Genomic DNA, 22,856 nt, shown 5'->3' on the forward strand with positions numbered 1-22,856 from the left:
GCAGCATTTTATAGGGTTTCTAATACTCATCTATAATGAAATGATCATCACAAACTTCGTTAAAATCGCTCTCGTCGTGGAGATCTACTTCTTTATCTTTAGATATCTCGGTTTCTTGTGTAAATAGTTTAAAAAGCTTGTTTAGCATTATTCCACCTCATATCTTTCATTAATACATTCAGTATGATTAATTTATATGAAGCCAGTATGAATTGAAACTTAAGATAATGTGAATTTAGACATTAACGTGAGATGTTAAGGATGCTTACCCTTACCTGGACAAAAAGGTTACTTCATTCTACAAAGAGGTGATTAGTATATCAGCTGTATTTGGCATTCGTTCTATAACAGTCGTCTTTTTGCTTCCTCCCTGCTGCTATATAAAAAATACGGCATTCGTTTTTTATACAGTGTTAATCGATTTACTATTGTACTAGGTGGCTTAGTTTTATGTATTATCGCTTTAATCCTTGAGTCCTCAACATCCTTAAATACCATTCAAATCGCTTGTTTAGTCGGAATTATACTTTTGCTTGCTTTGTTTTTCTTTGGTTATATCTACAATCGAACGAAAAAACGCAAGCTATAAAAAAGAACTTTGTATGCTGCTGCAAAGTTCTTTTCATAAACACTTACTGTTTGTTAAGAACTGTACTAAATATGAAATAGCTCATACACTTCTCATACAATCGCTAAGACCTATTCAGTTAACAGTCCTTCTTACGTTTTTTTTCAAAACATCTATATGCAATTTCACCTTTAATTTCTTTATTTCCCGGAGAAACTAGAAAAATAACGTAGGAACCGTTGTTTGAAAAGATAAATTTACCGTCTTCATCACTTACTAATGTCCTCGTCGGCTGCTGGTATATAAACGGATTGTTTTGTAATTTTATATTCCAATGCTTTTTTAATATTTCTACTATCACTTCTTAAAGTAGTAATCACCTATTCTTTTGTGGTCATAAAATGAAGAATCCTTACCTTTTTTTCACAATATTCAACAATTTTATAACAGGTTGTGAGGATATCATGTCTAGACAGTTCTATTTCATCAAATACAAACTTTGAAAGCTGCTTCTGCAGAACCTCCAACTTTTTGCTGTCTTCTTCATCGATCCATAGTCCTTCCGTAATACACACATCTGCTAGTTTGTTAATAGATTGAGCCGTCCAGTTTAAGCCGGCTGAAGAAACGGTTTTTGTAAGTAAATCATTTTTTATAGCTAGAATAACTTGACACACATGGGTATAGGCATCAACTTTCTTTTGGATAAATGCTTTGCGAAGCTCTTGTTTGTATTGCTCTTTCGACATCACTATAGCTACGACAGACGTAATGAATGTTCCTGCCAGCGCGATGAGCGACCCTATCAAAATTCCTATCAGTTCTCCTGACAAAACGTTCACCTCTTTAAATGTATTTCTATATGCTATGAGAATAAAGGAAATGATATGAGGTAAACACCATGTAAAAACAGCCCTAACTTAGAAAAGTTAGGGCTGAAACACTAAAATATGATGGGAACCAAATTAGATAATACGACTTGTAATAATTCCTTCAATTTGACCAATTTTTTCTTCTAGCTCAGGCACAATCTCGTCACTTACTTGATTGTCAATATCGATCATTGTATACGCATATTCACCGCGGCTTCTGTTTACCATATCTGCGATGTTTAAATTGTAGTTTGAGAATACTTGCGTAAGTTGTCCTACCATATTCGGCACGTTGTGATGGAAAGCAGCTACGCGTTTTTTCCCAGTGTAAGGAAGAGATGCATTCGGGAAGTTCACTGAGTTTTTAACGTTTCCTGTTTCTAAGAAATTTTTCACTTGACGTGCTGCCATTACCGCGCAGTTTTCTTCTGATTCTTGAGTTGATGCCCCTAAATGAGGAATTGGCACAACATTTTTCATGTTCAAGACATTTTGATTTGGGAAATCTGTAATGTATCGGCCAACTTTTCCACTTTCAAGAGCAGCTTTCATATCTTCTTCGTTTACAAGCTCACCGCGTGAGAAGTTCAAGATATGAACATCTGGTTTCATGATGCTAAACGTTTCTTTATTGAAAACACCTTTTGTATCGTCCGTTAATGGAACGTGAACCGTAATATAGTCAGATGCTGCAAATAGTTCTTCTAGAGACATTGCACGCTGTACGTTGCGAGACAAATTCCAAGCTGTATTAACAGAAATGAATGGATCAAAACCAATTACGTCCATATCTAAATCAAGCGCATCGTTTGCTACAAGAGCACCAATTGCACCTAAACCAATAACGCCTAACGTTTTACCTTTGATTTCTTTTCCAACAAACTGTTTTTTGCCTGCTTCAACTAACTTAGGAATTTGATCACCTTGGCCGTCTAATCCTTTTGTCCATTCAACTCCAGCAAATAAGTTACGAGAAGAAGCCATAATTGTAGTTAAAACCATTTCTTTTACTGCGTTTGCATTAGCTCCTGGCGTATTAAATACAACGATACCTTGCTCCGTGCAAGCGTCCACTGGTATATTATTAACCCCTGCTCCAGCTCGTGCAATAGCTTTTAAATTTTGGTCAAATGCCATGCTGTGCATGTTAAAGCTACGCACGACAATCGCATCTGGGTTTTCGCTGTCATTGTCAATTTGATAACCTTCTTGATTAAAAACATTTAGACCTTTTTGTGCAATGTTGTTTAATGTTTTGATTGTTTGTACTTTTTCCAATGTTAATGTGCTCATTTTGTACTCTCCTCTGATTATCATCGTAGTTTTACATGTTTTTACCTTTGAATAAAGGAACTTCGTTTTTAATTTTTTTAAAAGTCTGGTTTTTCAGCCTACATGTCTGGTAACTTCTATATCCTCTCCCCCTAAACAGAAAGAGGTAAGAGATATGTATTAATCCCTTACCTCTGCCCAGGCGAACGGCTACGTCACTATATGCTTCCTCACGGTTATCCGCGTTTCGCCAGTCACATATAGTCTTTGAAATTAAGTATATTCTAGCAAACTCTTTCAGAACGTTCAACCTTTTTTTAAAAGTTTGCTTTTTTCAGTCTAATTTTTAATCTCTTTAGTGAATCTCCTAATATATTGACAAATATCCTAATACATGTTAAATAAAAAGAGTGATTAGCACTCTATCCACTCAAGTGCTAATTATTTTACAAGCCCTATTTGGAAAGGAGAACTTCTTATGTCAAAAAAAGAATTCAAAGCCGAATCAAAGCGATTATTAGAGATGATGATTAATTCCATCTATTCTCAAAAAGAAGTATTTTTGAGAGAACTTCTATCAAATTCAAGCGATGCAATCGATAAAATTTATTACAAAGCTTTAACAGACGACTCCTTGCGTTTTAACAAAGAAAGCTATTACATAAAAGTAACACCAGATAAAACTAACCGTATCTTAACCATTACGGATACTGGGATTGGCATGACGCAAGAAGAGCTTGAAAGCAGCTTGGGCACAATTGCGCGAAGCGGTTCCCTTGCATTTAAAAACGAAAATGAAACAAAGGACGGGCACACGATTATCGGCCAATTCGGCGTTGGGTTTTACGCAGCGTTTATGGTGGCAGATGTCGTAACGGTGATTAGTAAAGCGTTAGGCAGCGGTGAAGCCTATAAATGGGAATCTACTGGTGCCGATGGTTATACAATCGAACCTTGCGAAAAAGAAACGGTTGGGACTCAAATCATTTTAAAAATTAAAGAAAATACAGAAGATGAAACATATGATGAGTATCTAGAAGAGTATCGTTTAAAAGAGATCATTAAAAAGTATTCAGACTTTATCCGCTACCCGATTAAAATGGACATAACGGAAAAACGTCCTAAAGAAGGTTCTGATAACGAGCTAGAAGATTATACAGAAGAGCAAGTTATCAACAGTATGGTACCGATCTGGAAGAAAAACAAAAATGAATTGACTTCAGAAGACTATGAGCAGTTTTATTCAGAAAAGCGCTACGGATTTGATAAACCGCTCACTCACCTTCATATTAATGTGGATGGAACGATTCGCTACAATGCCATTTTATTTATTCCAGAAAATAGTCCGTTTGACTACTACTCAAAAGAATTTGAAAAAGGGCTTGAACTGTATTCAAACGGCGTCTTAATTATGAATAAATGTGCAGACCTTCTTCCAGATTACTTTAGCTTTGTAAAAGGTATGGTAGATTCTGAAGATTTATCTCTTAATATTTCACGTGAAATTTTGCAGCAAGACCGCCAGCTTCAGCTGATTGCCAAAAACATCGGCAAGAAAATCAAAAATGAATTAAAAAGCTTGCTTAAAAACGAACGTGAAAAGTTCGAGAAGTTTTATAAATCATTTGGCCGCCAGCTGAAGTACGGCGTTTACAGTGACTTTGGCAGCAACAAAGACGTATTAAAAGACCTGCTTTTATTCTATTCTTCTACAGAGAAAAAGCTCGTAACACTAGATGAGTATGTATCGCGCATGCCTGAGGATCAAAAGTATATCTATTATGCATCAGGCGAATCGTACGACCGAATTGAAAAACTTCCTCAAGCAGAATTGGTTGCAGATAAAGGGTACGAAATTCTGTATTTTACAGAAGATATCGATGAATTTGCCATTAAAATGTTAATGACGTACGAAGAAAAAGAATTTAAATCTGTTTCAAGCAGTAACTTAGGGATTGAAGCAGAAGAAGAACAGATCAATGAGTCTGAGGAAAGAGAAAATAAAGAGCTATTTGACTATATGAAAAAAGCTTTGACGGGAAAAGTAGGAGATGTGCGCGCGTCTAAACGTTTAAAAACACATCCCGTTTGCTTATCAGCTGATGGTGAAGTAACGATTGAAATGGAGAAAATTTTAAGTGCTATGCCTGATAATCAGCATGTAAAAGCAGAGAAAGTGTTAGAAATTAACGTAAATCATGATGTATTCGCTTCTTTAAAAGATGCATTTGAAAGTGATAAAGGGAAATTAGACCTTTATACAAATTTATTATATAACCAAGCTCTTCTAATTGAAGGCTTATCTATTAGTGATCCCGTTGAATTCACAAATGATATTTGTAAAATCATGATATAAAAATCAGGCGCAGAATCATTCTGCGCCTGATTATATGTATGGCATAATAAAAGTAGTTATATAGTAAGAAGCGATAAAAATGGGTACGGGCAGTTCTTCTATTACTCTTATTGAGTGTTTGCCTTCTTTAAAATGAAAAAGGTCTGTTTTAAACTCTGCGACTTTTTCTCTTTTTTGATTAAAAATACACGCTTCCTCTACGGCTTCATGACTGCTTAACATGTAGACGTTATTTCCCCATCTAATTTCTTGTTGTCCTTCGTTTTTAATTATTCCTTTACCTAATAGATCCCCCACTGTTTTTCCATTTTCTTTTATCACCCACCGGTGTTTTTTCACGTGATCAATAAGCACCGTTCTTCCTTCCCATTGAACTTGTAAATGTACCTTTAAGCCGCAGGAAAAGATAGGAAACCAAGAAATAGAATCTAAAACTGGAAGTCCATCACGAGTTAAAAAATCAATACTTTTAGTCCACATATTTTTATGCATTCTCTTAAGTTGTCCGACGTTTTCTCCATTTTCATTTGTAACTGCTACGGTCTTCCCCGCTGATTTAAAATAGGGAAGATAAAAAATATATTCTTGCATATAAGCCTCCAAAGATTCTGCACTTCATATTAACAGCGTGTACATAGTTATGTTTCTATCTTTCATATATTTCGTTTGTTTCTTTTGATTTCTTCCTTTGTTTAAATTGGCTTTGATTTTCTTTTAAATGCTTTAGTAAAGCAACAATCAAGAAACTAACAATCACAAGAAGAAGCCAAGAGCTAATTTTACTTATATGAACCATTGTCCACTGCTGCTGTTGATCTGGATACTGCCATGCCCCGAAAAATGTTGCGATATTTTCAGCGATCCAAATGAAAAAGCCAATCAGTACAAAAGACAGTGCTACAGGCATGCGATATGTACGTTTGTTAACCGTAAAATATACAAAAGTTCGATAAAAAATAAGTAAAGTAAAAAGTTTTAAAAACCAGCGGAAGTCGTAAATAAAATGATGCGTGAAAAAATTAAGGTAAATAGCCATACTTAGTATACTGACGATCCACGTAGAAGGCCAATTCGTAAGCTTTAATTCAAGCCTTCTCCACACTTGGCACATGTAGCTGGCTACACTAGCATACATAAATCCGCTGTACAGCGGAACACCCCAGACTTTAGTGAAAGCTTTTTCTGGATAGCTCCATGATCCCATATGAACTTTGTAGAGTTCTAACGCTAGTCCAATTAAATGAAATACTGCGATGACTTTTACTTCATCAAGCGTTTCTCGTTTAAACATCACCATTAAAACTTGAGTTCCTAGACAGACTAATAAAATAAGGTCATATCTGGAAATAAACGGTACTTCAATTATTTTTGTCATGGCCAATGTAAGAAAAATGATAACAGGAAAAACACAAGATTTTGCTTGTTCTAAACCAAAATAGATTAATTGCTTCATTGTAACATCCTATCTTTATGGTATTCCTTAGTATTTTCACAGAAATGATTCCCTGAAAATTATTGCAGGTTTTTCAAATTTATTCAATAAGCATCTCCGCTGTTTTTGTAACTAAACTATCATACCCAGCGGAGATTCGTTTTCTCCGTTAACTTTTCAAAAAATCGGTTACTCTCTGTACATAGCGCTCTTTATCATAAGATAAGTACAGATAACTGGTTAACTGTACAGGCTCCCCAAAGAAAAAACGTTCATACAGCGTTTCTCTTGTGCCAAACGGACTCATAGTTAAATCCCACGCTAGTCGAAAAAGCTTAATTCGATCTTCTGCCCCTTTTGTTTTAGCTTGCAAATAACGCGTAATATCTTCTTTAACCAATGAGCGGCACGTATTTTCTGTTGGTATTGCCATTAGTCCGCTTGCACCTAAAAGCTGGATAATTTCTGTAAAGGTAGGATATGTTTTTGAAAATATATTCGCGGCAATACGAAGTGTAGTTTCATTCGGACGCATGTATCCCCATGGATCAATCTCCGCTTCTTCTTCTGCTTTCATCACGAGGGCTTTCATCGTTTCTAACGCAATAATAAGCTCCGTTGCTTTTTCTCGCACATGCGGATAGTCCGTAATGTTAATGGTCTCAATCAGAGATTGTACAATCCCTAATACAAACTCTGTTTTGACAATTCTCCTTGAACTTACTTGATGCAGAGCAAAAGCTGAGAAGGAACTAGAAGAAAGAAATGTATTTGATACGTCTACATTTTCATAGAAAAACACGCGGTTCCACGGTACTAATACATGGTCAAAGACAACAATTGTATCCATTTCTTCAAATCTAGAACTTAATGGATAATCAAACGTCGAATCTTTTCCTGCAAATGATTCTCTACAAATAAATTTAATTCCTTTTGTATTACTTGGAATCGAAAAAGCAAATCCTTTTTCTTTTCCTTGAATGCCCCCTGAAGACAGTACGAGTAGCTCATCCGTCATTCCACCCTGTGTAGCAAGCAGTTTCGCGCCTTGGATAACGATTCCCTCATTGTTTTTATCAACTATTTTTGCTGCTATCGGTTCGTCGTTTTGCTCGTAATAAAATTGGATTCGATTGACTTGAGGATCGATGAATGTATGAGTGAGCGATAAGTCGTGCTCTCTCACATATTCATAATAAGAAATGATGTTTTCAGGAAAGCAATTTTCTGTTCCTCTCAGGAGTTCTGCAGAGGATGCAAAAGCCATCAATACGGTATTCATATAATCTGGACTTCTTCCCATCATACCATGGGTTAATTGCGCCCATTGCTGAGTCATCTCTCGTCTTTTTTTTAACTCTTCTTTTGTTTTAGGCTGTAAATAAGATGTACCAACGAATTTCTTAGAAGCCGGAGATTGATATGTCATGATATCTTTGATTTTTTTATCATGCTGAAGATCATAAAGCTTAGCTTGACTGTTAATGGCTCCTTTAAAAGCCGGATGTTCTGATATATCGCCTGTTACGAGCTTGCCATCAACCCATACATTTGCTTTTAATTGATTAATTCTCTCTACGTATTGCTTCCCATTAATTGCTGACATACTCCCTCTCCCAGACTTTCGATAAATATTTTCACCTATTGCATTTTTATCATATTACGATGTCTTTTCCATGTTTCCTTCCTACATCACAGCTTTGAGCATAAAAAAAGAAGGTCACAGTAACCTTCTTTTTTATGATTTATTTATATTGAATATCATTTCTTAGGGATTCAACTTTACTTAATGCTTGGTCAATATCAGGCTCTTCAACATTAAAGTGAGCAAGTGCATCGTGAAGATGCTTAGCAATTGCATTAAAATGTTCGGGTTGAATATTCATATTTGCATGTGCTTTGGCCATGGATTTTCCTGAATATTGATTCGGGCCACCTAAGGCAAAACTTATAAACTTGGCTTGATGTCGACGCTGTTTATCCATGTCCGTATGCTCGAAAAAGTGACTGACCGTTTCGTCTTTTAATACGAGTTCAGAATAAAAATAATCAACTACTTTTTCAATAGCTTCTTGTCCGCCCACTTTTTCATACAATGTTTGTTCCAAAACAATTCCTCCTTTTGTACCTTTCCCCATTATTACCCAACAGAAGTGTTCATATTCTTTAAAAGGCTTCTTTATGGAAATTCGTTGTCCCCATATTTTATTCCTCTTCCACATAAAGAATAAAATGTAAAGAAGTGAACACAATGTAAAGGAATTGTAGAAGTTGCATGTAAAATCTCTCGTTACTGGTCTTTAGGAATCATTACATTTTGATAAGCGCTTATCTAATATACGTAAGTATAAGCCGGCACGCCTTTTACTCCTACTCGGCATGAAAAAAGAGAGCCGGCAGCTTCTTCGTATTTTTCTTCTTCCTTAGCTGTGGTGATAAATAAGGTTTGTAAATCGTCTCCTCCAAATGTACAGCAGGTTACATTGGAAACAGGAAGATGAATAGATTCTATAATTTCTCCTTTATCTGGATCTACACAAATAACTTTGGAACCTCCCCAAAGCGCTACCCATAATCGGTCGTGTTCATCAATTGTCATTCCATCAGGAAACCCGTCCATATCTGAAAGGTCAATCACCACTTTTTCATCTTCGAGCCTTGTTGTTTCTTTCGAAAATGAATAAGACATAATTTTATTTTTCGGTGAATCGACTAGAAAGAATTTGTCTCCTGTTCGATTCCAAGCTAGCCCGTTTGACACGCTTAATCCTTCTTTAGCACTCTTAATTACACCTTTTTCATCTACTACGTACAGCTGGGCTTTTCCTTCTTCATCTTCTTCACTCATCGTTCCAATCCAAAAGCGATTATATGGATCGCATTTCCCGTCATTAAAACGCATGGTTTTTTCAAGAGTATCTAAACGGATATACTCTTCATGATTCTTTTTGTTTTTATCAACTAAAAGCAGCTGGTTATGGGTGGAGACAATCAATTCTGAATGATTGGTTTTAGAAACGCTTGTAACGACTGAAGGAAGAGTAATATCTTCTAAGGTTGTCGTTTTTGGATCGTACGTAAGAAGCTTTTTATCTAAGATGTCTACTAGTACTAATTTTTGATTTTCTTCATCCCATAGGGGTCCTTCAAGCAAACGGCCATCGTACTTTTTTTCAATTTTTGCTTCCATTTTTAAGCTCCTTTTTCGTTTTTATGTACAACCATTTTTTTATAATCGCTTTCTCAAAAAAATATTCTTTTAAACAAATTAAAAAAGCTAGGAATATCTTTCCTTTTTCATAAATACCCGTTGTATGACATTCTTTAAACACCAGGTTCTAAGAGAATCTTTTCATAAAAAAAGCAGCACGCTTTGTATAGCGTGCTGCTTTTTTTATTATAAAGTTACGTGTTCTTTTTCAAGCTCTTTAACACGTGCTGCAAACTCTTCTTCTGTTAAACCGTGTTCTTTTACATAGCGGTTACGAGGGCTCACTCGACATTCATGTGAACAAGCGCGTAAATATTTGTGTTCATTTTCTTCAGAAGCTAAGATTTTCTTATTGCATTCTGGGTTTGCGCAGTTAACATAGCGTTCACAAGGCTCGCCGGTAAAGTGGTCTTTTCCGACAATCACATGCTCTTTTTGGTTAACTGGTACGCTGATGCGCTCATCAAATACATAGCACTGACCGTCCCATAGTTCACCTTGTACTTCAGGATCTTTTCCGTATGTTACAATACCTCCGTGAAGCTGGCTTACATCTTCGAAACCTTCTTCAAGAAGCCATCCAGAGAATTTTTCACAGCGAATACCGCCTGTGCAGTACGTTAAGATTTTTTTATCTTCAAACTGATCTTTGTTGTCGTGAATCCATTCAGGAAGCTCACGGAAGTTTCGAATATCCGGACGAACAGCTCCTCGGAAGTGACCTAAATCGTATTCATAATCGTTTCTTGCATCAATTACGACCGTATTCTCATCTTGCATCGCTTCATAAAATTCTTTTGGGCTTAAGTAATTACCCGTTACGCGAAGAGGATTCACATCTTCTTCTAGTCGAAGAGTTACTAATTCTTTGCGGTGACGCACGTGCATTTTTTTGAACGCATGTTCATCTGCTTCGTCTATTTTAAATACAATACCTTCAAAACGAGGATCATTTTTCATCGTTTCCATGTATTTATCTGTTTGTTCAACTGTTCCTGATACCGTTCCATTGATCCCTTCAGCCGCAATTAAAATGCGTCCTTTCAATTCAAGCTCTTTACAAAATGCCAAGTGCTGAGCTGTGAACTCTTCAGGATTTTCAATTGGTGTGTACAAATAATATAGTAGTACTTGATATGGTTTTCTTTCAGTCATGTTGCTTCTTCCACCTATCTGTTTATATTTGCAAGATATAATGCATGTAGGTCGGTTATTGTGAACCGAATTGATGGTAACAATTCATTACTTAAAGGTACATTACGACAAAAACAACATCCTTTTTATAAGGATGCTTCTATCTAAAAAGTATTACAGTGAATGATTGTTTCAAAAACATACAGTATTTAAGCCTGTAATAGTATAACATATCAAAGCGTTCACTTCTAGGATTTGTTCTTCAATAAAAATTTTATTGACTCGATACGTTCTACATGAATTTTCCCGCGCATACATGATGAGATATAAATCTTTGAGGTGGGGGGCGAAAATGATGCCTTTTTATACATTAAAAGACGGTGCAACTTTGTACTATGAACAACAAGGGGAAGGAACACCTATTATTTTCATTCACGGAGTTTGGATGAGCAGTCGTTTTTTTCATAACCAGCTTTCTTTTTTTTCAAAACAGTATCTAACTACTCTTTTGGATTTAAGAGGACATGGAAATTCAAGTCATACTCCATATGGCCATACAATTTCCACTTATGCTCGTGATGTGCATGAGTTTATAACCACTCATCAATTAAAAGACGTCATATTAGTAGGCTGGTCGATGGGTGCTTTTGTTGTGTGGGAATATTTGAAACAATTTGGTCAAGAAAATGTAAAAGGGAATATTATTGTAGATGAAATGGCTTCCGACTTTAAATGGCCCGACTTTCCGATCGGTGCATTTGATTTACCTGCGCTTATTTCGCTTATGCAGGGTATTCAGCTTGATCGATCAAGTACATTAAAAAATTTTATTCCGCTTATGTTTAAGGATGAATTAACTGAAGAAGATAAACATTGGATTATGAAAGAAGTAACGAAAATGCCTGAGTCAATAGCCAGTGCTATTTTGTTTGATCAATCCATTGTGGACTATCGGGATTTTCTCCCGTTTATTACAATCCCTACCTTACTGTGCTTTGGAAAAGAAGAAAAACTCATTCCGGTAGCAGCTGGAAGACATATTCAAAAGCTGGTTTCAGGTTCTGTACTTGAAGTTTTTGAGAACAGCTGCCACTGCCCTTTTCTCGAAGAAAGCGATCGGTTTAACAAAGTTGTGATCGACTTTATCGAACATATCTAATTTACAAGTTTAAAGAAGCAGCGCTTTACCTCCGCTGCTTCTTTAAATGAAACCTTTTATGCGTTTATGTATTACTATACTTAGGGTAATAAAATCTCGCGTCCGTCATAGGCAAAGCTTACGTTTTCATCTGAGAGCATCTCGGCGTGCTTTCGGATATCGATATCATGTGATAAATGAGTAAACACCATGTTTTTTGCCTGTAGCTTCGCTTTGATCTCCATTCCCTCTGTCACGTCATATACGGATCTTTTTTCTTTTTGAAGATATTCTTTCCAGAAAGATGTACCAAATATCAGTAAATCTAAGTGGTAAAAAGGCTGCCACTGTTCTTTTGTCACATTAAAAGAATCGGATACATACGCCCAGCGTTCGCCTTGTTTTTGATGAACCACAATGCCGTAGGAATGACCGTTAAATCCGTGATTTACTTTATGAAACGTAATGGTTGTTTCTCTACTATGCCATTTTAACGTTCCTTTAAAGGTAAGCCCTTTTCTTTTTGCGAGATAAGGAAATCTTTCGGTTAACTCGCTGATGACTTCAGGCGCTCCTACGACTTCTGTATTTACATTATTCCAATAGCATAAATCAGCTAAATCTCCTAAACCAGCCACATGGTCATTGTGAGGATGAGTAATAAAAACGGTAGAAGGGATTTTTTTGTTATTGTATAAATGAAATTGATGTTTAAAATCAGGTGATACGTCAATCAAAAACACGTTACCGTCCATTGTAAACTGTGCACTAGGCCTTGTGCGCTGATTTAATTGATCTTTTTGTGTACATACTTTACAGTCACATAATAATCGAGGCACTCCTTGAGCATCGCTCGTCCCGTAAAATAAAAGCTTGTTCATTGCTCTGTTTCCCCCTTTTTTTCTTCTAAAGGTCTATCTTTTTATTTCAAGAAATGTCCTATGTTGTTCTGCATCTTTCTTTTATTTGTCCTTCTAGAATAAAACCAGCTTTTATGTAAAACAGCCAGTCTTTTTAACGACTGGCTTTGCTATATTCCCTATAAAAAACGTTTTTATGCTTTTTCTATTGATTTCCTTCTTCATCTCTTTCAACAATATGCTGAAGAATAGATAATTTGTTCGTCCAAAATTGCTCGTAGTAAGAAAGCCAATCTTGTACTTCTTTTAAAGGCTCTGGCTGAAGATAATACACTTTTTCTCTGCCTTTTTTCTGTCCATGGACTAAGTCTGCTTCTGAAAGTATATGAAGATGCTTGACAATAGCGGTACGGCTTATTGAAAAATGAGACGTTATTTCTGAAATAGGCAATTCTTTTTCAGAAAGCAGCTCAAGTACTTTTCTTCGAGTAGGATCAGCAATGGCTTGAAAGATATCATGCTTGGGAGCTGATGAAGTCATTTAGTGTTCAACAACCTTTCGAAGTTTTTCATTTACGAGACTAATCCACCCGTAGCTCATTCTATCTCGTACTACTGAACTCTTTTCGTTTGCTTTTTCAAGAAGTGTTTCAGCTTCTTTCCACCCGCTATGAATAAGCGTAAATTCAGTTTGATTACCCATTTCTTTTAAGGTAAACGAAACGACCCATCCATCCGTATCCCAAGAGAAAGAAAGATAGTTTGGTGCATCTATTTCTAACACTTTACACGGAGATGGTCCAAAAGGCGATTGCAAATGAAATTCATATCCTACCTGAGGCTGAAAATCATTAGGCATGAACCATTGTTGGAGCCCTTCTGCAGTTGCTACTTTATCCCAAACTTTTTGAATCGGCGCGTTAAATATTATCGTCTGTTTTACATCTTCTACTACACTTTTATCATTCATCGTTATCTTCATTCTCCTTTTTAAAAAATAACACCAAAAAGTTTTATATAAAAATAATATAACACCTTTAGGTTTCATGTAAATTCCTCTTTTGAAAAATAAAATCCTTCAATACATTTCCGTTCTTTGATAAAGAGATTTGTTATGATGCTGAATGAGTGCATTTTGTTATATTTCAAATATATCTTTTAAACGATGCTTCGTCCGCTTTGTGCCAATGCATAATGAATGCCGTGCTGCAATGTTTGAAAACAATCATATTTTGATAAATCAATATGGGTCTCTGATATAACTAACCCTAAGTCAGCAGAAATTCCTACTAAAATTGTTTTCGTACCAATCAGGGACGCTGCTGCACCTAATTTTTCAATAAGACTTGCCGTATATTCAGTAAGTTCTTTATCCAATCCGGTTAAATCCAGCACAAGATAATTAGCCTGATGTTTTGGGAGGTTATTTAATGTATTGACAATCAAATCTTCCGTTCGATCCTCGTCGTATTTGCCAATCAAAGGAACGACGACTATGCCTTCCAAAACCGGAATAATAGGAGAAGAAAGCTTTTTAATAAGATCTTTTAACTCTGCTGTTTTTTCTGCTACAACGTTTTGCAAATGTTCTATTTTCTGCGCTTCTTTTCTTCTGGCTAATTGATGAATATTTTGAGTGATATCAATGTTGGAAGGGAAGTATTCTACTGTGGTGCATTCATGCCCTTCTATTTGATGTTGAATCACCTTGTACCAAATATTTGTTCCGAATAGTCCTGTAAAAATCCCTGCATAATGGGCCGGAAGAAAATTTCCTCCCTTTGTTTTCTTTTGCGCAACGTTAATTTTATGTTCCCAACTGTCTTTTAATTCAGCAGATAGAGTTTTACTTTCAGGATTTAAATATTTGATAGTGGTTTTTCCCCACCCAGCCGAAGCATATGTATCTGTAATTAACTCAGCCGCTTCAAAAACCGTTACGCCTTTCATATTTTGAAAGTACTCTCCTACTACTAATCCTTGTCGGAAACCAGTGGTTTCCAGTACTACAGAAGCTGCCTCTTCTCCAGATATTTCTTCGATTGTGTCAAACAATGTTTTCATCGCAGAAGAAATCCAAAAAAGGATGGCATCTTCTCCTTCAAAGCTAAATTGCCCTTTTTCTAAATCCCAAGCAAAACTAAGACCACCTATATCAATATTCTTTTTTTCACCCATGGCGGAATCTCCTTTTTATAAAGTTCTTACCTTCTTTATATTTTATCTTATGTTGAAGAAGCTGGTAATAAAAATTGTTGCATATTTTCTATTGCTTGTCTAACCATTACCCATGTTTTCAATTAATAGAAAAGAAAGGTAAATGCTATAGAACTTTGAATTCGCCAACTTTTCTTTCTTTTGTATCAAACATACATGATAAAAAGGAGGAAAAGCAAATTGTAATATAACATCACATTACGTTATAATATAATTATATTCAAAAGAAAGTATTTAGAAAAGAGGAGGAAAAAGATGAAGCTAAATACTCATAGCTCTACGCCTTTATATATGCAGTTAAAACAGGCTATTACAGAAGATATTAATAAAGGAGTTTATACTCCGGGTGAAAAACTTCCAATTGAAACAGATTTGTGCGATATATACGGAGTAAGTCGGATTACGGTAAGGAAAGCCGTATTAGATTTAGTAGAAGAAGGCCTTCTAATACGTCAGCAAGGAAAAGGAACCTTTGTTCAATATCCAAAAGCTAAAAGAGAGCTGTTTGCTGTTAATGGGCATACAGAGTATATGTCGGAATTAGGGAAAGTACCGCAGACTAAAATTTTGTCTTTTGGTATAAAACCTGTAAAAGCTCATGTGGCAAAGATGTTATCAATCCCTCCAGAAAGTGAAGTCCTTGAACTGCAGCGCATCCTGTATTATGACGACCAGCCTCTTACCTTAGAAATTTCTCACTACTCCTTAGAATTGTTACCACACTTAGATCAGCACGTCCATAATTCAGTTTCAATGTACGATACTATAAAAAATAAGTACAATATTGCTCCGGTTCATAATAAAAAATTATTGAACATGGTATTTGCAAACGTGGATGAAGCAAAACATTTAGAATGTGAAGTCGGAGAGCCGCTGTTTAAAGTGGAAAAAGTGGCGTATGATGCACAAAAAAGACCGATTCATTCATCTTTTCTACACTACCCTGCGAATCGCGTTACGTTCACTATAGACAGTTCTAATTCTTAATAAAATAGCGCCTTGCTTTAAAAGCAAAGGCGCTATTTTATTCATTTTAAAACCATCGCACAGTCTGCATTATATTCTTTTCCATATCCAAATGCTCCGTAATTCTGACAGGTTTGTGATGCCACCAATGATCCATTATGGAGGGCTTTGGCTATGTTTTTTTCTGGTAGGTAAGAAGAAAGAAAACCAGCTATAAAAGAATCTCCAGCCCCAAGCGTATCCACTACATTTGTAGGAATTATAGGCTGTTTAAATAATTGGTTTTCGACTGATAATAAAGCTCCCTCTTCTCCTCTTGTCACGCATACGACACTGGTTCCTAACAAGTGTACTCGCTTTATTAAATTCATACACTCTTCTTCTGGCAGGCTGCTCCCTGAGAAAAATGCATAGCTGATATATGGACATACTTGCTGTAAATATTCCTCATCGTATCTCGTAGAAAAATCAAAGGAAATATCAACAACTTTATGTAACAGTGGAAGGTCAGATTCTAAATGACTAAAAATGCTCGTATGAAGAAGATCGTGCTGACGAATATAGGTTAAATCCGATTCATTCAGCATTAGTTTTAATCTAGATTGAACGCCCCCTTTATTTGATCCTACAAAAATCCGATCACCTTGTTCATCAAGTGTTACAACCGCCATTCCATTCTCTCCTACAGCTCTTCTTACTCTGCTAATATCCATCTTTTCTTGCTGCAGAGTATTGACTACATGCTCTGCCGATTGGTCATTCCCCACGATTCCCATATAAGAAGACTGATGATTGCTCAATCTATTATAAAATACGGCCACATTTAGTGCGTTGCCGCCTGGATAGATCTTTCCTTGGTCTTTATAGTAATCTACTACATTATCCCCTACTCCAATTAGTTTCATCTGCTTATCCTCCTATTATTTAACACTCCCGTTAGCAATGCCACGGATAAAATATTTTTGCATAAATAAAAACAACATAACAATCGGTGCTGCTGAAATGGTCAGCCCAGCTAGTAATACCCCCCAATCTGTTTGCAAAGCGTCTCTAAATTGCATTAATCCTGCTGGGATTGTACGCAAACTGTCGTCGTCGATAAAGATAATGGCAAACATAAATTCATTCCATGTGTAGTAAGCCGTCAAAATTGTCGTTGTTAATAAAATGGGCGTGCTCATTGGAATGAAAATCCGAAATAAAATCCCCAAGCTTGTACATCCATCTAACCGAGCTGCTTCCTCCAGTTCTTTTGGAATCGAAAGAAAATAAGCTCGAATTAACAAGATGGTTAAAGGAATTCGATAAGCAACATAAGGCAGAATCAGTGCCAAGTGTGTATTATAGATACCAAGTTTTTGAATAATGCTATACAAAGGAATTAAACTTACCTGAGGAGAAAGCATAAGCCCTCCGAGACATATAATAAGGACAAAAGCTTTTCCTTGAAACTCAAAGCGTGATAGCCCATAAGCTCCTAACGCACTGACCAGGACCGTCAAAAAACAAGACGCGCCCGTGACGATCACACTGTTTAAAAAGTAAGAAGATATTCCGCTTTTCCACGCTGTCACATAATTTTCAATTAGCCAAGTATGGGGCATAGACCAGCTGTGAGTAAAGATTTCATCCGTGCTTTTAAAAGAACTTATAATCATCCAAAGCAAGGGATACGCAATGACGATAAAATAGATGATCAATCCGACATATACTATCGTTACACCTGTGTACCTCTTCTTTTTTCTTTCTTTAGTGGCTGTATTGACAACATTAGGTAAGGTGACATTTGTTTTAGGCATCTGCATCAAGCGTCTTCCTTTCCTGTTTTAAATGCTTTCATTTGAACAAGAGAAATCAACAGCGTAATAATTAAAATGACAGTAGCAATTGAGGAAGCGTAGCCCATCATATCTTTCGAAAAGGCTGTTTTGTATAAATACGTACTTAGGACTTCAGATGATGTACCCGGTCCGCCTCCAGTTAAAATATAAGGTTCATTAAATACTGTAAAAGCACCAGTGAGCGTTAAAATAACAGCAACAAATGTCATTTCTTTTGTTTGCGGTACAGTAATATGAAAGAACATTTTAAATTTATTAGCGCCGTCTATTTCAGCTGCTTCATACAATTCAGGTGAGATTTTTTGTATCGCTACAATATACAGCAGGGCGATATAGCCGATAGACTGCCACTGAGATACAGCAATAACTGCATAAATAGCTGTATTACTGTCTCCTAGCCAAGGTTTTGCCAATGAGTCTAATCCGATCATTTTAAACACTTGATTTAGAAGCCCTACTTCAGGGTTGTAAAAAAAAGTAAACAACAAGGCAATAACGGTCATCGAGACGACTACTGGTAAAAAATAAACCGTTCGAAAAAAAGGAGAAAACTTTCGAATAAGTTTATCTTCTAAAACGGCAGCCACAATTAGACCGCCTCCCACTTGAAAAATAATTGAAATGACCGCATAAAGAATATTATTTTTGAGTGCCTGATAAAAAACAGGGTCTTTAAATAAGTGCACATAATTATCTATTCCTACAAAAACTTTGTCTGGTGAAAATGTGCTCCACTCATAAAGACTATCCCAAATATTCTGAAAAATAGGGATATACACAAGTAGTAAAAAAGCAAAAGCAGGAAAAAGATATAAATAAGGGGTTAGCTTATTGCGTTTTAACATCGCTTTTTCACTTCCTTACTTTTTAGATTCAGCACGAACACTCGCTGCAGCTTTTTGCACATCTTTCATTACTTCTTTAGGGGTTTTATCACCATTTAGCATAAGCTGAGCCCCTGTTAAATAAGCATCTGCAATTCGAGCATCGATTGCCATATCAAACCATGGAGCCATCTCTTTGGCTTGTAAAATATTATCTACTGCTTCTAATTGCTCCGGTGTTGAATTACTGCTGTTAGCTGTATCATTTACTGCACTGTATTTCCCTACTTCTTTTACTAGCTTTTCACCCATTTGTTTTGATGTTAAAAATTCAAGAAATTCCATCGCTTCTTTTGGATGTTTTGTTTTAGAAGAAATCATAAACCCTTCAGGTGATCCTGTTAAATTAGTAGCATTTCCTTTTCCATCCTCTACTTTAGGAAAATTAAACATGCCAATCTTAAATTTCGTTGGACCGAAAAGCTTAATTTCAGCGGTTTCAGCATAAAACATAGCTGCTTTTCCATTTGAAAATTGTTGTCTTGCATATTCATGATCAATCGAATTTGTATTTTTATTAAAGTAAGGAACTAATTCTTCTAATTTTTCTAGAGCTTTTACATAGCCTTTATCCGTGAATGTCCCAGTTTTTGAATTATAGTCTTTTGAAAGAACGTCAGGCTTTATCATGCGCTGATTTAAGGTTCCTACGTAGTGAGAAATGGTCCATGTATCCTGGCTTCCAAATTCTAAAGCTGTATAATGCTTCTTTTTTAACACGCTTAAAACATTTAGTAGCTCGTTCCAGTTTGTAGGCGCTTTTAATCCTAATTTATCGAAGATATCTTTGTTGTAAAAAAACATTTTCCCATCCATTGTGACAGGAACACCGTAAATTTTCTTATTAACGGTATATGGTTTAATTTGAGATTGAACAAGCTTGGAAGACCACGCTGAATCCTTCTTATAATAAGAGGTTAAATCTAAGGCTTTGTTTCCTCTGACAAATTGTCTAGCAAACTCATCGCTCCAAGAAAAGTACACATCAGGAGGGGTATTAGTGCCTGTCATAACTTTAATTTTGTCTTTATATGAATCGTTTAAGACCGCTTCTGTTTTAATATCAATATCAGGGTGCTGTTTTTCAAATTCTTTTACAACTTCTTCAAAGTAGCTTTTTTCAGGTTCTTTTGGCCATCTGTGAAAGAATGTTAATGTTGTCTTTCCTGTGTCTGAGTCTGAAGACGTTTGTTTTCCAGCACACCCCCCGAGCATTAAAGAACAACTTAAAAGTGAAGCTAAGATTAAATTTGTCTTTTTCATATAGAAACCCCCTTATTGTAAGTGCTTTCATATATAAGTTATACTATAATGTTTTATAACATTATAGTATAACTCGTAAGGAAAATATACAGATTTCTATCTTTATTAGGAGATTATTAATATTCTACTTTCCACATGTAGCGTCTTTTACTTAAAGGATGATTGCGTGCTTCAGCTAATTCTTCGGCATACTGACGCAGTACACGGTTTAATACAAGAGGAGCAATATACCGTTGCACATCTTTATCAATTCCTTCGAAGTCATATGCTTTTGCATCTAGAACAGTTAATTTCTTTCCATATCGTTTAGAGAATGATATGGCGCGTTCTTCTAAAGGTCTCGTTTCATCTAGTCCAGCTAGGATGATAAATGGTACGTTTTCATCAATAATTTCGAATGGACCGTGGAAATACTCTCCAGCGTGAATAGCGTGAGAATGAATCCACTGCATTTCCATCAAGATACAGATGCTGAATGAATATGCTGCTCCATAGTTCGAACCGCTGGCCATTGTATAAATAACCGGTTCAGACTTATGTGATTCAGCAAATTTTCTTGCGTTGCTCGCTTCGTATTCTAGAGCTTTTTCATAAACAGACTGTAGATTTTCTAAGCTAGTAACTAACTTTGCAAACTTATCATTTTTTTCTGCTACGTATAAGAGACCAAATACAAGCTGATATAAAACGCCTAAGTTTGTTTCAAAAGCACCGACATCATTGCCCCATTCATACTTAATAAAAATATCTGCGCTGTGTGCTAAAGGTGAAGTAGGTTCATTTGTTAAGGCTACAGCATAAGCGCCTTTGCTTTTAGCGAACTTAGCTGCTTCTGTAGTCTCAGGAGTTGTTCCTGACATGGAACATAAAATAACTAAGGAGTCTTTTCCTAGCTGCTGCGGATTGCGGTGGATAAATTCGTTCGAGCTATACAAATCGGATGTAATATGTTGAGCTTCTCGATCTAGTACATACTTAGCTGGATACATGATCGCAGAAGATCCTCCACATGCGACGAAAAACACATTACGAATTTGCTTGCTTTTTAATTCGTTTAATACGGCTTGCACATCACTTTTTACATTCACTACTGTTTTGCTCATTTTCCCCACTCCTTAAATAAAATATGATATACAACATTATGTAATGTTATATATTGTTATATTAAACTGCAATCGTTAACTAGTCAATACATTTATCAGAATATTTAACTTTTTTATCTACATTTGTAGAAATGCGCTCTTCTGTTTCTCCATCAAAGAAATGCACGTAGGTTAAATTCAACGAAAAAGCGCCTTTGTCCCCTGCTTCAAACTCACATAAAAGAGGCACTCGAGCGACAAACGTTTGCTTTTCTAAACTAGCATATAAAATTGTTTCAGCACCTAGTACCTCTATCATATCTAGTGTCGTAGTGAAACAAAACTCATTGTTCAACTCTCTCTTACTATCCTCTTTATGATATACAATGTGTTCAGGACGCGCACCCATTATGACCTCTTTCTCATTATGACCTTGAGAATGTAAAGCGTGTATTAGAAAATCAGGAAGCTGTATTTTAGTTTTTCCCATTATAAAATAAGTGCCTTGGAGATACCCTCGAAAAAAATTCATTGCGGGCGATCCAATAAAACTGCCTACAAATACATTCCTAGGATGGCTGTAAATATCTTGAGGAGTTCCGATCTGTTGAATAATCCCGTCTTTCATAACAACTAGGCGAGTAGCCATTGTCATAGCTTCCACTTGATCATGTGTCACATAGATTGTTGTTATTTGCAGCCTTTGATGCAGTTTAATAATCTCAGCACGCATCTGTACTCGCAGCTTCGCATCCAAATTAGATAATGGTTCATCCATTAAGAAAACTTTTGCTTCCCGAACAATAGCACGACCTAAAGCAACTCGCTGACGCTGCCCTCCTGACAAAGCTTTTGGTTTTCTCTCTAAATATGTCTCTAGTCCTAGCATTTTAGCGGCTTCAGTTACACGTCTATCAATTTCATCTCTCTTTATTTTTTTTAACTTCAAACCAAATGCCATATTTTCTCGAACTGTCATATGAGGGTAAAGAGCATAGTTTTGAAAAACCATAGCGATATTACGATCTTTTGGAGCTACTTCGTTCATATGCTTTCCATCAACGTAAAAATTACCTTTTGAAATTGTTTCTAGACCAGCGATCATTCGCAGCGTAGTAGATTTACCACAGCCTGAAGGTCCAACAAATACAATGAACTCTTTATCTTTAATCTGAAGGTTAAAATCATTTACGGCGATATTCTTTTTATCATATATTTTATATACTTTATCTAAATGTAACGTTGCCATCTAGCATCAGCTCCTCATATTTAATATTCGAAATACAGTATTGCAAGCTACGAGTCTCTTTTCCCTTCATCCTTTCCTCCTTTTTATTTAAATTGCTAACTTGAGACATTAAAGTAACTTAATAACTATACTAATCGAATCTAGTTAGACAGAAAATAAATATGTAAAGGTTGCTAACACAAAACATACAAGCAACCGTTCACCTTCAAAAAAATAAAAACCTTCTCTAAAATAAGAAGGTTTCAGATCATAATCTGCATAGAGACTGCCTTTGCCTTACTTCTGAAGATTTTATTACATATCTTCTTTGCCTTGACAGCTCGGACACTCATAAACATGTACAAAATAAAGTCCAATATGGTGGAATCGTTTCCCTAAGCAATCTGGACATGTTCCTGCTTCGCGCATTTGTTCTCGTCGTTTGTCTCGCTGATTAGCGAAGAAATTTACAAATTTCATAAAAGAACCTCCCTCATGTTTTTGACTATAGGTTTTCCTGATGGGAGGTCTT

At 36.0% G+C, this 22,856-nt stretch carries 24 protein-coding genes and 1 riboswitch; of the genes, 3 read left to right on the top strand and 21 right to left on the bottom strand.

All coding sequences use genetic code 11. The features are described 5' to 3' along the window. Window positions 1-19: 19 nt before the first annotated feature. From LAV82_RS18110 to LAV82_RS18125, 4 genes are all read right to left on the bottom strand, one after another. The gene (locus tag LAV82_RS18110; protein WP_255260860.1) at window positions 20-148 is read right to left on the bottom strand and encodes a hypothetical protein; all 129 of its coding nucleotides are present in this window, start codon (window positions 146-148) and stop codon (window positions 20-22) included. Window positions 149-707: 559 nt separating this feature from the next. Continuing rightward, window positions 708-929, bottom strand: a complete 222-nt coding sequence (locus LAV82_RS18115) for a DUF6143 family protein (RefSeq protein ID WP_499716655.1) — start codon at window positions 927-929, stop codon at window positions 708-710. A gap of 19 nt (window positions 930-948) precedes the next feature. Then, a complete protein-coding gene (locus tag LAV82_RS18120; protein ID WP_057236556.1) occupies window positions 949-1,401 on the bottom strand; it encodes a hypothetical protein in 453 nt (150 codons plus the stop codon). Between the two features lie 132 nt (window positions 1,402-1,533). Then, window positions 1,534-2,733 (bottom strand): phosphoglycerate dehydrogenase, encoded by a 1,200-nt coding sequence (locus LAV82_RS18125; RefSeq protein ID WP_013057119.1) that lies wholly within the window; start codon window positions 2,731-2,733, stop codon window positions 1,534-1,536. A gap of 168 nt (window positions 2,734-2,901) precedes the next feature. Further along, a riboswitch (ZMP/ZTP riboswitch) is annotated at window positions 2,902-2,980 on the bottom strand. A 210-nt stretch (window positions 2,981-3,190) separates the two neighbouring features. Here LAV82_RS18125 and htpG point away from each other — a divergent pair. Next, window positions 3,191-5,068, top strand: a complete 1,878-nt coding sequence (gene htpG, locus LAV82_RS18130) for a molecular chaperone HtpG (RefSeq protein WP_499716656.1) — start codon at window positions 3,191-3,193, stop codon at window positions 5,066-5,068. A gap of 30 nt (window positions 5,069-5,098) precedes the next feature. Here the strand turns inward: htpG and LAV82_RS18135 are convergent, their stop codons facing one another. From LAV82_RS18135 to trhO, 6 genes are all read right to left on the bottom strand, one after another. Continuing rightward, window positions 5,099-5,659 carry a tubby C-terminal domain-like protein gene (locus tag LAV82_RS18135; protein WP_013057117.1) on the bottom strand — a complete coding sequence of 187 codons (561 nt, stop codon included), beginning with the start codon at window positions 5,657-5,659 and terminating at the stop codon, window positions 5,099-5,101. A 55-nt stretch (window positions 5,660-5,714) separates the two neighbouring features. Further along, a complete protein-coding gene (locus tag LAV82_RS18140; protein ID WP_013057116.1) occupies window positions 5,715-6,521 on the bottom strand; it encodes a DUF817 domain-containing protein in 807 nt (268 codons plus the stop codon). A 148-nt stretch (window positions 6,522-6,669) separates the two neighbouring features. Beyond that, a complete protein-coding gene (gene hpaB / locus LAV82_RS18145; protein ID WP_211079644.1) occupies window positions 6,670-8,106 on the bottom strand; it encodes a 4-hydroxyphenylacetate 3-monooxygenase, oxygenase component in 1,437 nt (478 codons plus the stop codon). Window positions 8,107-8,245: 139 nt separating this feature from the next. Beyond that, a complete protein-coding gene (locus LAV82_RS18150) occupies window positions 8,246-8,608 on the bottom strand; it encodes a group I truncated hemoglobin (protein ID WP_025751868.1) in 363 nt (120 codons plus the stop codon). A gap of 224 nt (window positions 8,609-8,832) precedes the next feature. Beyond that, window positions 8,833-9,690 carry an SMP-30/gluconolactonase/LRE family protein gene (locus LAV82_RS18155; protein WP_211079643.1) on the bottom strand — a complete coding sequence of 286 codons (858 nt, stop codon included), beginning with the start codon at window positions 9,688-9,690 and terminating at the stop codon, window positions 8,833-8,835. Window positions 9,691-9,897: 207 nt separating this feature from the next. Beyond that, window positions 9,898-10,866: an oxygen-dependent tRNA uridine(34) hydroxylase TrhO gene (gene trhO, locus LAV82_RS18160; protein ID WP_211079641.1), complete on the bottom strand. Its 969-nt coding sequence runs from the start codon at window positions 10,864-10,866 to the stop codon at window positions 9,898-9,900. A gap of 334 nt (window positions 10,867-11,200) precedes the next feature. Here trhO and LAV82_RS18165 point away from each other — a divergent pair, with 334 nt between their 5' ends. After that, the gene (locus LAV82_RS18165) at window positions 11,201-12,004 is read left to right on the top strand and encodes an alpha/beta fold hydrolase (RefSeq protein WP_499716657.1); all 804 of its coding nucleotides are present in this window, start codon (window positions 11,201-11,203) and stop codon (window positions 12,002-12,004) included. Between the two features lie 80 nt (window positions 12,005-12,084). Here LAV82_RS18165 and LAV82_RS18170 read toward each other — a convergent pair whose 3' ends face one another. The 4 genes from LAV82_RS18170 to LAV82_RS18185 all read right to left on the bottom strand — a co-directional run bounded on the left by LAV82_RS18170 (window position 12,085) and on the right by LAV82_RS18185 (window position 15,021). After that, window positions 12,085-12,864 (bottom strand): MBL fold metallo-hydrolase, encoded by a 780-nt coding sequence (locus tag LAV82_RS18170; protein WP_499716658.1) that lies wholly within the window; start codon window positions 12,862-12,864, stop codon window positions 12,085-12,087. Between the two features lie 184 nt (window positions 12,865-13,048). Further along, the gene (locus LAV82_RS18175; protein WP_013057109.1) at window positions 13,049-13,384 is read right to left on the bottom strand and encodes an ArsR/SmtB family transcription factor; all 336 of its coding nucleotides are present in this window, start codon (window positions 13,382-13,384) and stop codon (window positions 13,049-13,051) included. After that, window positions 13,385-13,813 (bottom strand): SRPBCC family protein, encoded by a 429-nt coding sequence (locus LAV82_RS18180; RefSeq protein ID WP_211079637.1) that lies wholly within the window; start codon window positions 13,811-13,813, stop codon window positions 13,385-13,387. Between the two features lie 188 nt (window positions 13,814-14,001). Continuing rightward, entirely contained in the window at window positions 14,002-15,021 is a 1,020-nt protein-coding gene (locus LAV82_RS18185; RefSeq protein WP_055990897.1) for an STAS domain-containing protein, read from the bottom strand. Window positions 15,022-15,315: 294 nt separating this feature from the next. Here LAV82_RS18185 and LAV82_RS18190 point away from each other — a divergent pair, with 294 nt between their 5' ends. After that, the gene (locus LAV82_RS18190) at window positions 15,316-16,047 is read left to right on the top strand and encodes a GntR family transcriptional regulator (RefSeq protein WP_013057106.1); all 732 of its coding nucleotides are present in this window, start codon (window positions 15,316-15,318) and stop codon (window positions 16,045-16,047) included. Between the two features lie 41 nt (window positions 16,048-16,088). Here the strand turns inward: LAV82_RS18190 and LAV82_RS18195 are convergent, their stop codons facing one another. The 7 genes from LAV82_RS18195 to LAV82_RS18225 form a co-directional block, all read right to left on the bottom strand. Further along, window positions 16,089-16,931, bottom strand: coding sequence for a fructoselysine 6-kinase (locus tag LAV82_RS18195; protein WP_499716659.1), 843 nt, complete (start codon window positions 16,929-16,931; stop codon window positions 16,089-16,091). Between the two features lie 15 nt (window positions 16,932-16,946). Then, window positions 16,947-17,831, bottom strand: a complete 885-nt coding sequence (locus LAV82_RS18200) for a carbohydrate ABC transporter permease (RefSeq protein WP_057273200.1) — start codon at window positions 17,829-17,831, stop codon at window positions 16,947-16,949. Beyond that, window positions 17,831-18,712, bottom strand: a complete 882-nt coding sequence (locus LAV82_RS18205) for a carbohydrate ABC transporter permease (protein ID WP_499716660.1) — start codon at window positions 18,710-18,712, stop codon at window positions 17,831-17,833. The genes LAV82_RS18200 and LAV82_RS18205 overlap by 1 nt, the downstream gene beginning before the upstream one ends. A 15-nt stretch (window positions 18,713-18,727) precedes the next feature. Next, a complete protein-coding gene (locus LAV82_RS18210) occupies window positions 18,728-20,014 on the bottom strand; it encodes an ABC transporter substrate-binding protein (RefSeq protein ID WP_013057102.1) in 1,287 nt (428 codons plus the stop codon). Window positions 20,015-20,130: 116 nt separating this feature from the next. Further along, complete coding sequence (locus LAV82_RS18215; RefSeq protein ID WP_499716661.1) at window positions 20,131-21,117, bottom strand: SIS domain-containing protein; 987 nt, start codon at window positions 21,115-21,117, stop codon at window positions 20,131-20,133. 79 nt (window positions 21,118-21,196) lie between these two features. Next, complete coding sequence (locus LAV82_RS18220) at window positions 21,197-22,345, bottom strand: ABC transporter ATP-binding protein (protein WP_499716662.1); 1,149 nt, start codon at window positions 22,343-22,345, stop codon at window positions 21,197-21,199. Between the two features lie 294 nt (window positions 22,346-22,639). Continuing rightward, window positions 22,640-22,804: a hypothetical protein gene (locus LAV82_RS18225; RefSeq protein WP_013057098.1), complete on the bottom strand. Its 165-nt coding sequence runs from the start codon at window positions 22,802-22,804 to the stop codon at window positions 22,640-22,642. Window positions 22,805-22,856 lie beyond the last annotated feature (52 nt).

The sequence above is a fragment of the Bacillus sp. ILBB4 genome (genome assembly GCF_035064545.1).
Lineage (GTDB): Bacteria > Bacillota > Bacilli > Bacillales > Bacillaceae_H > Priestia.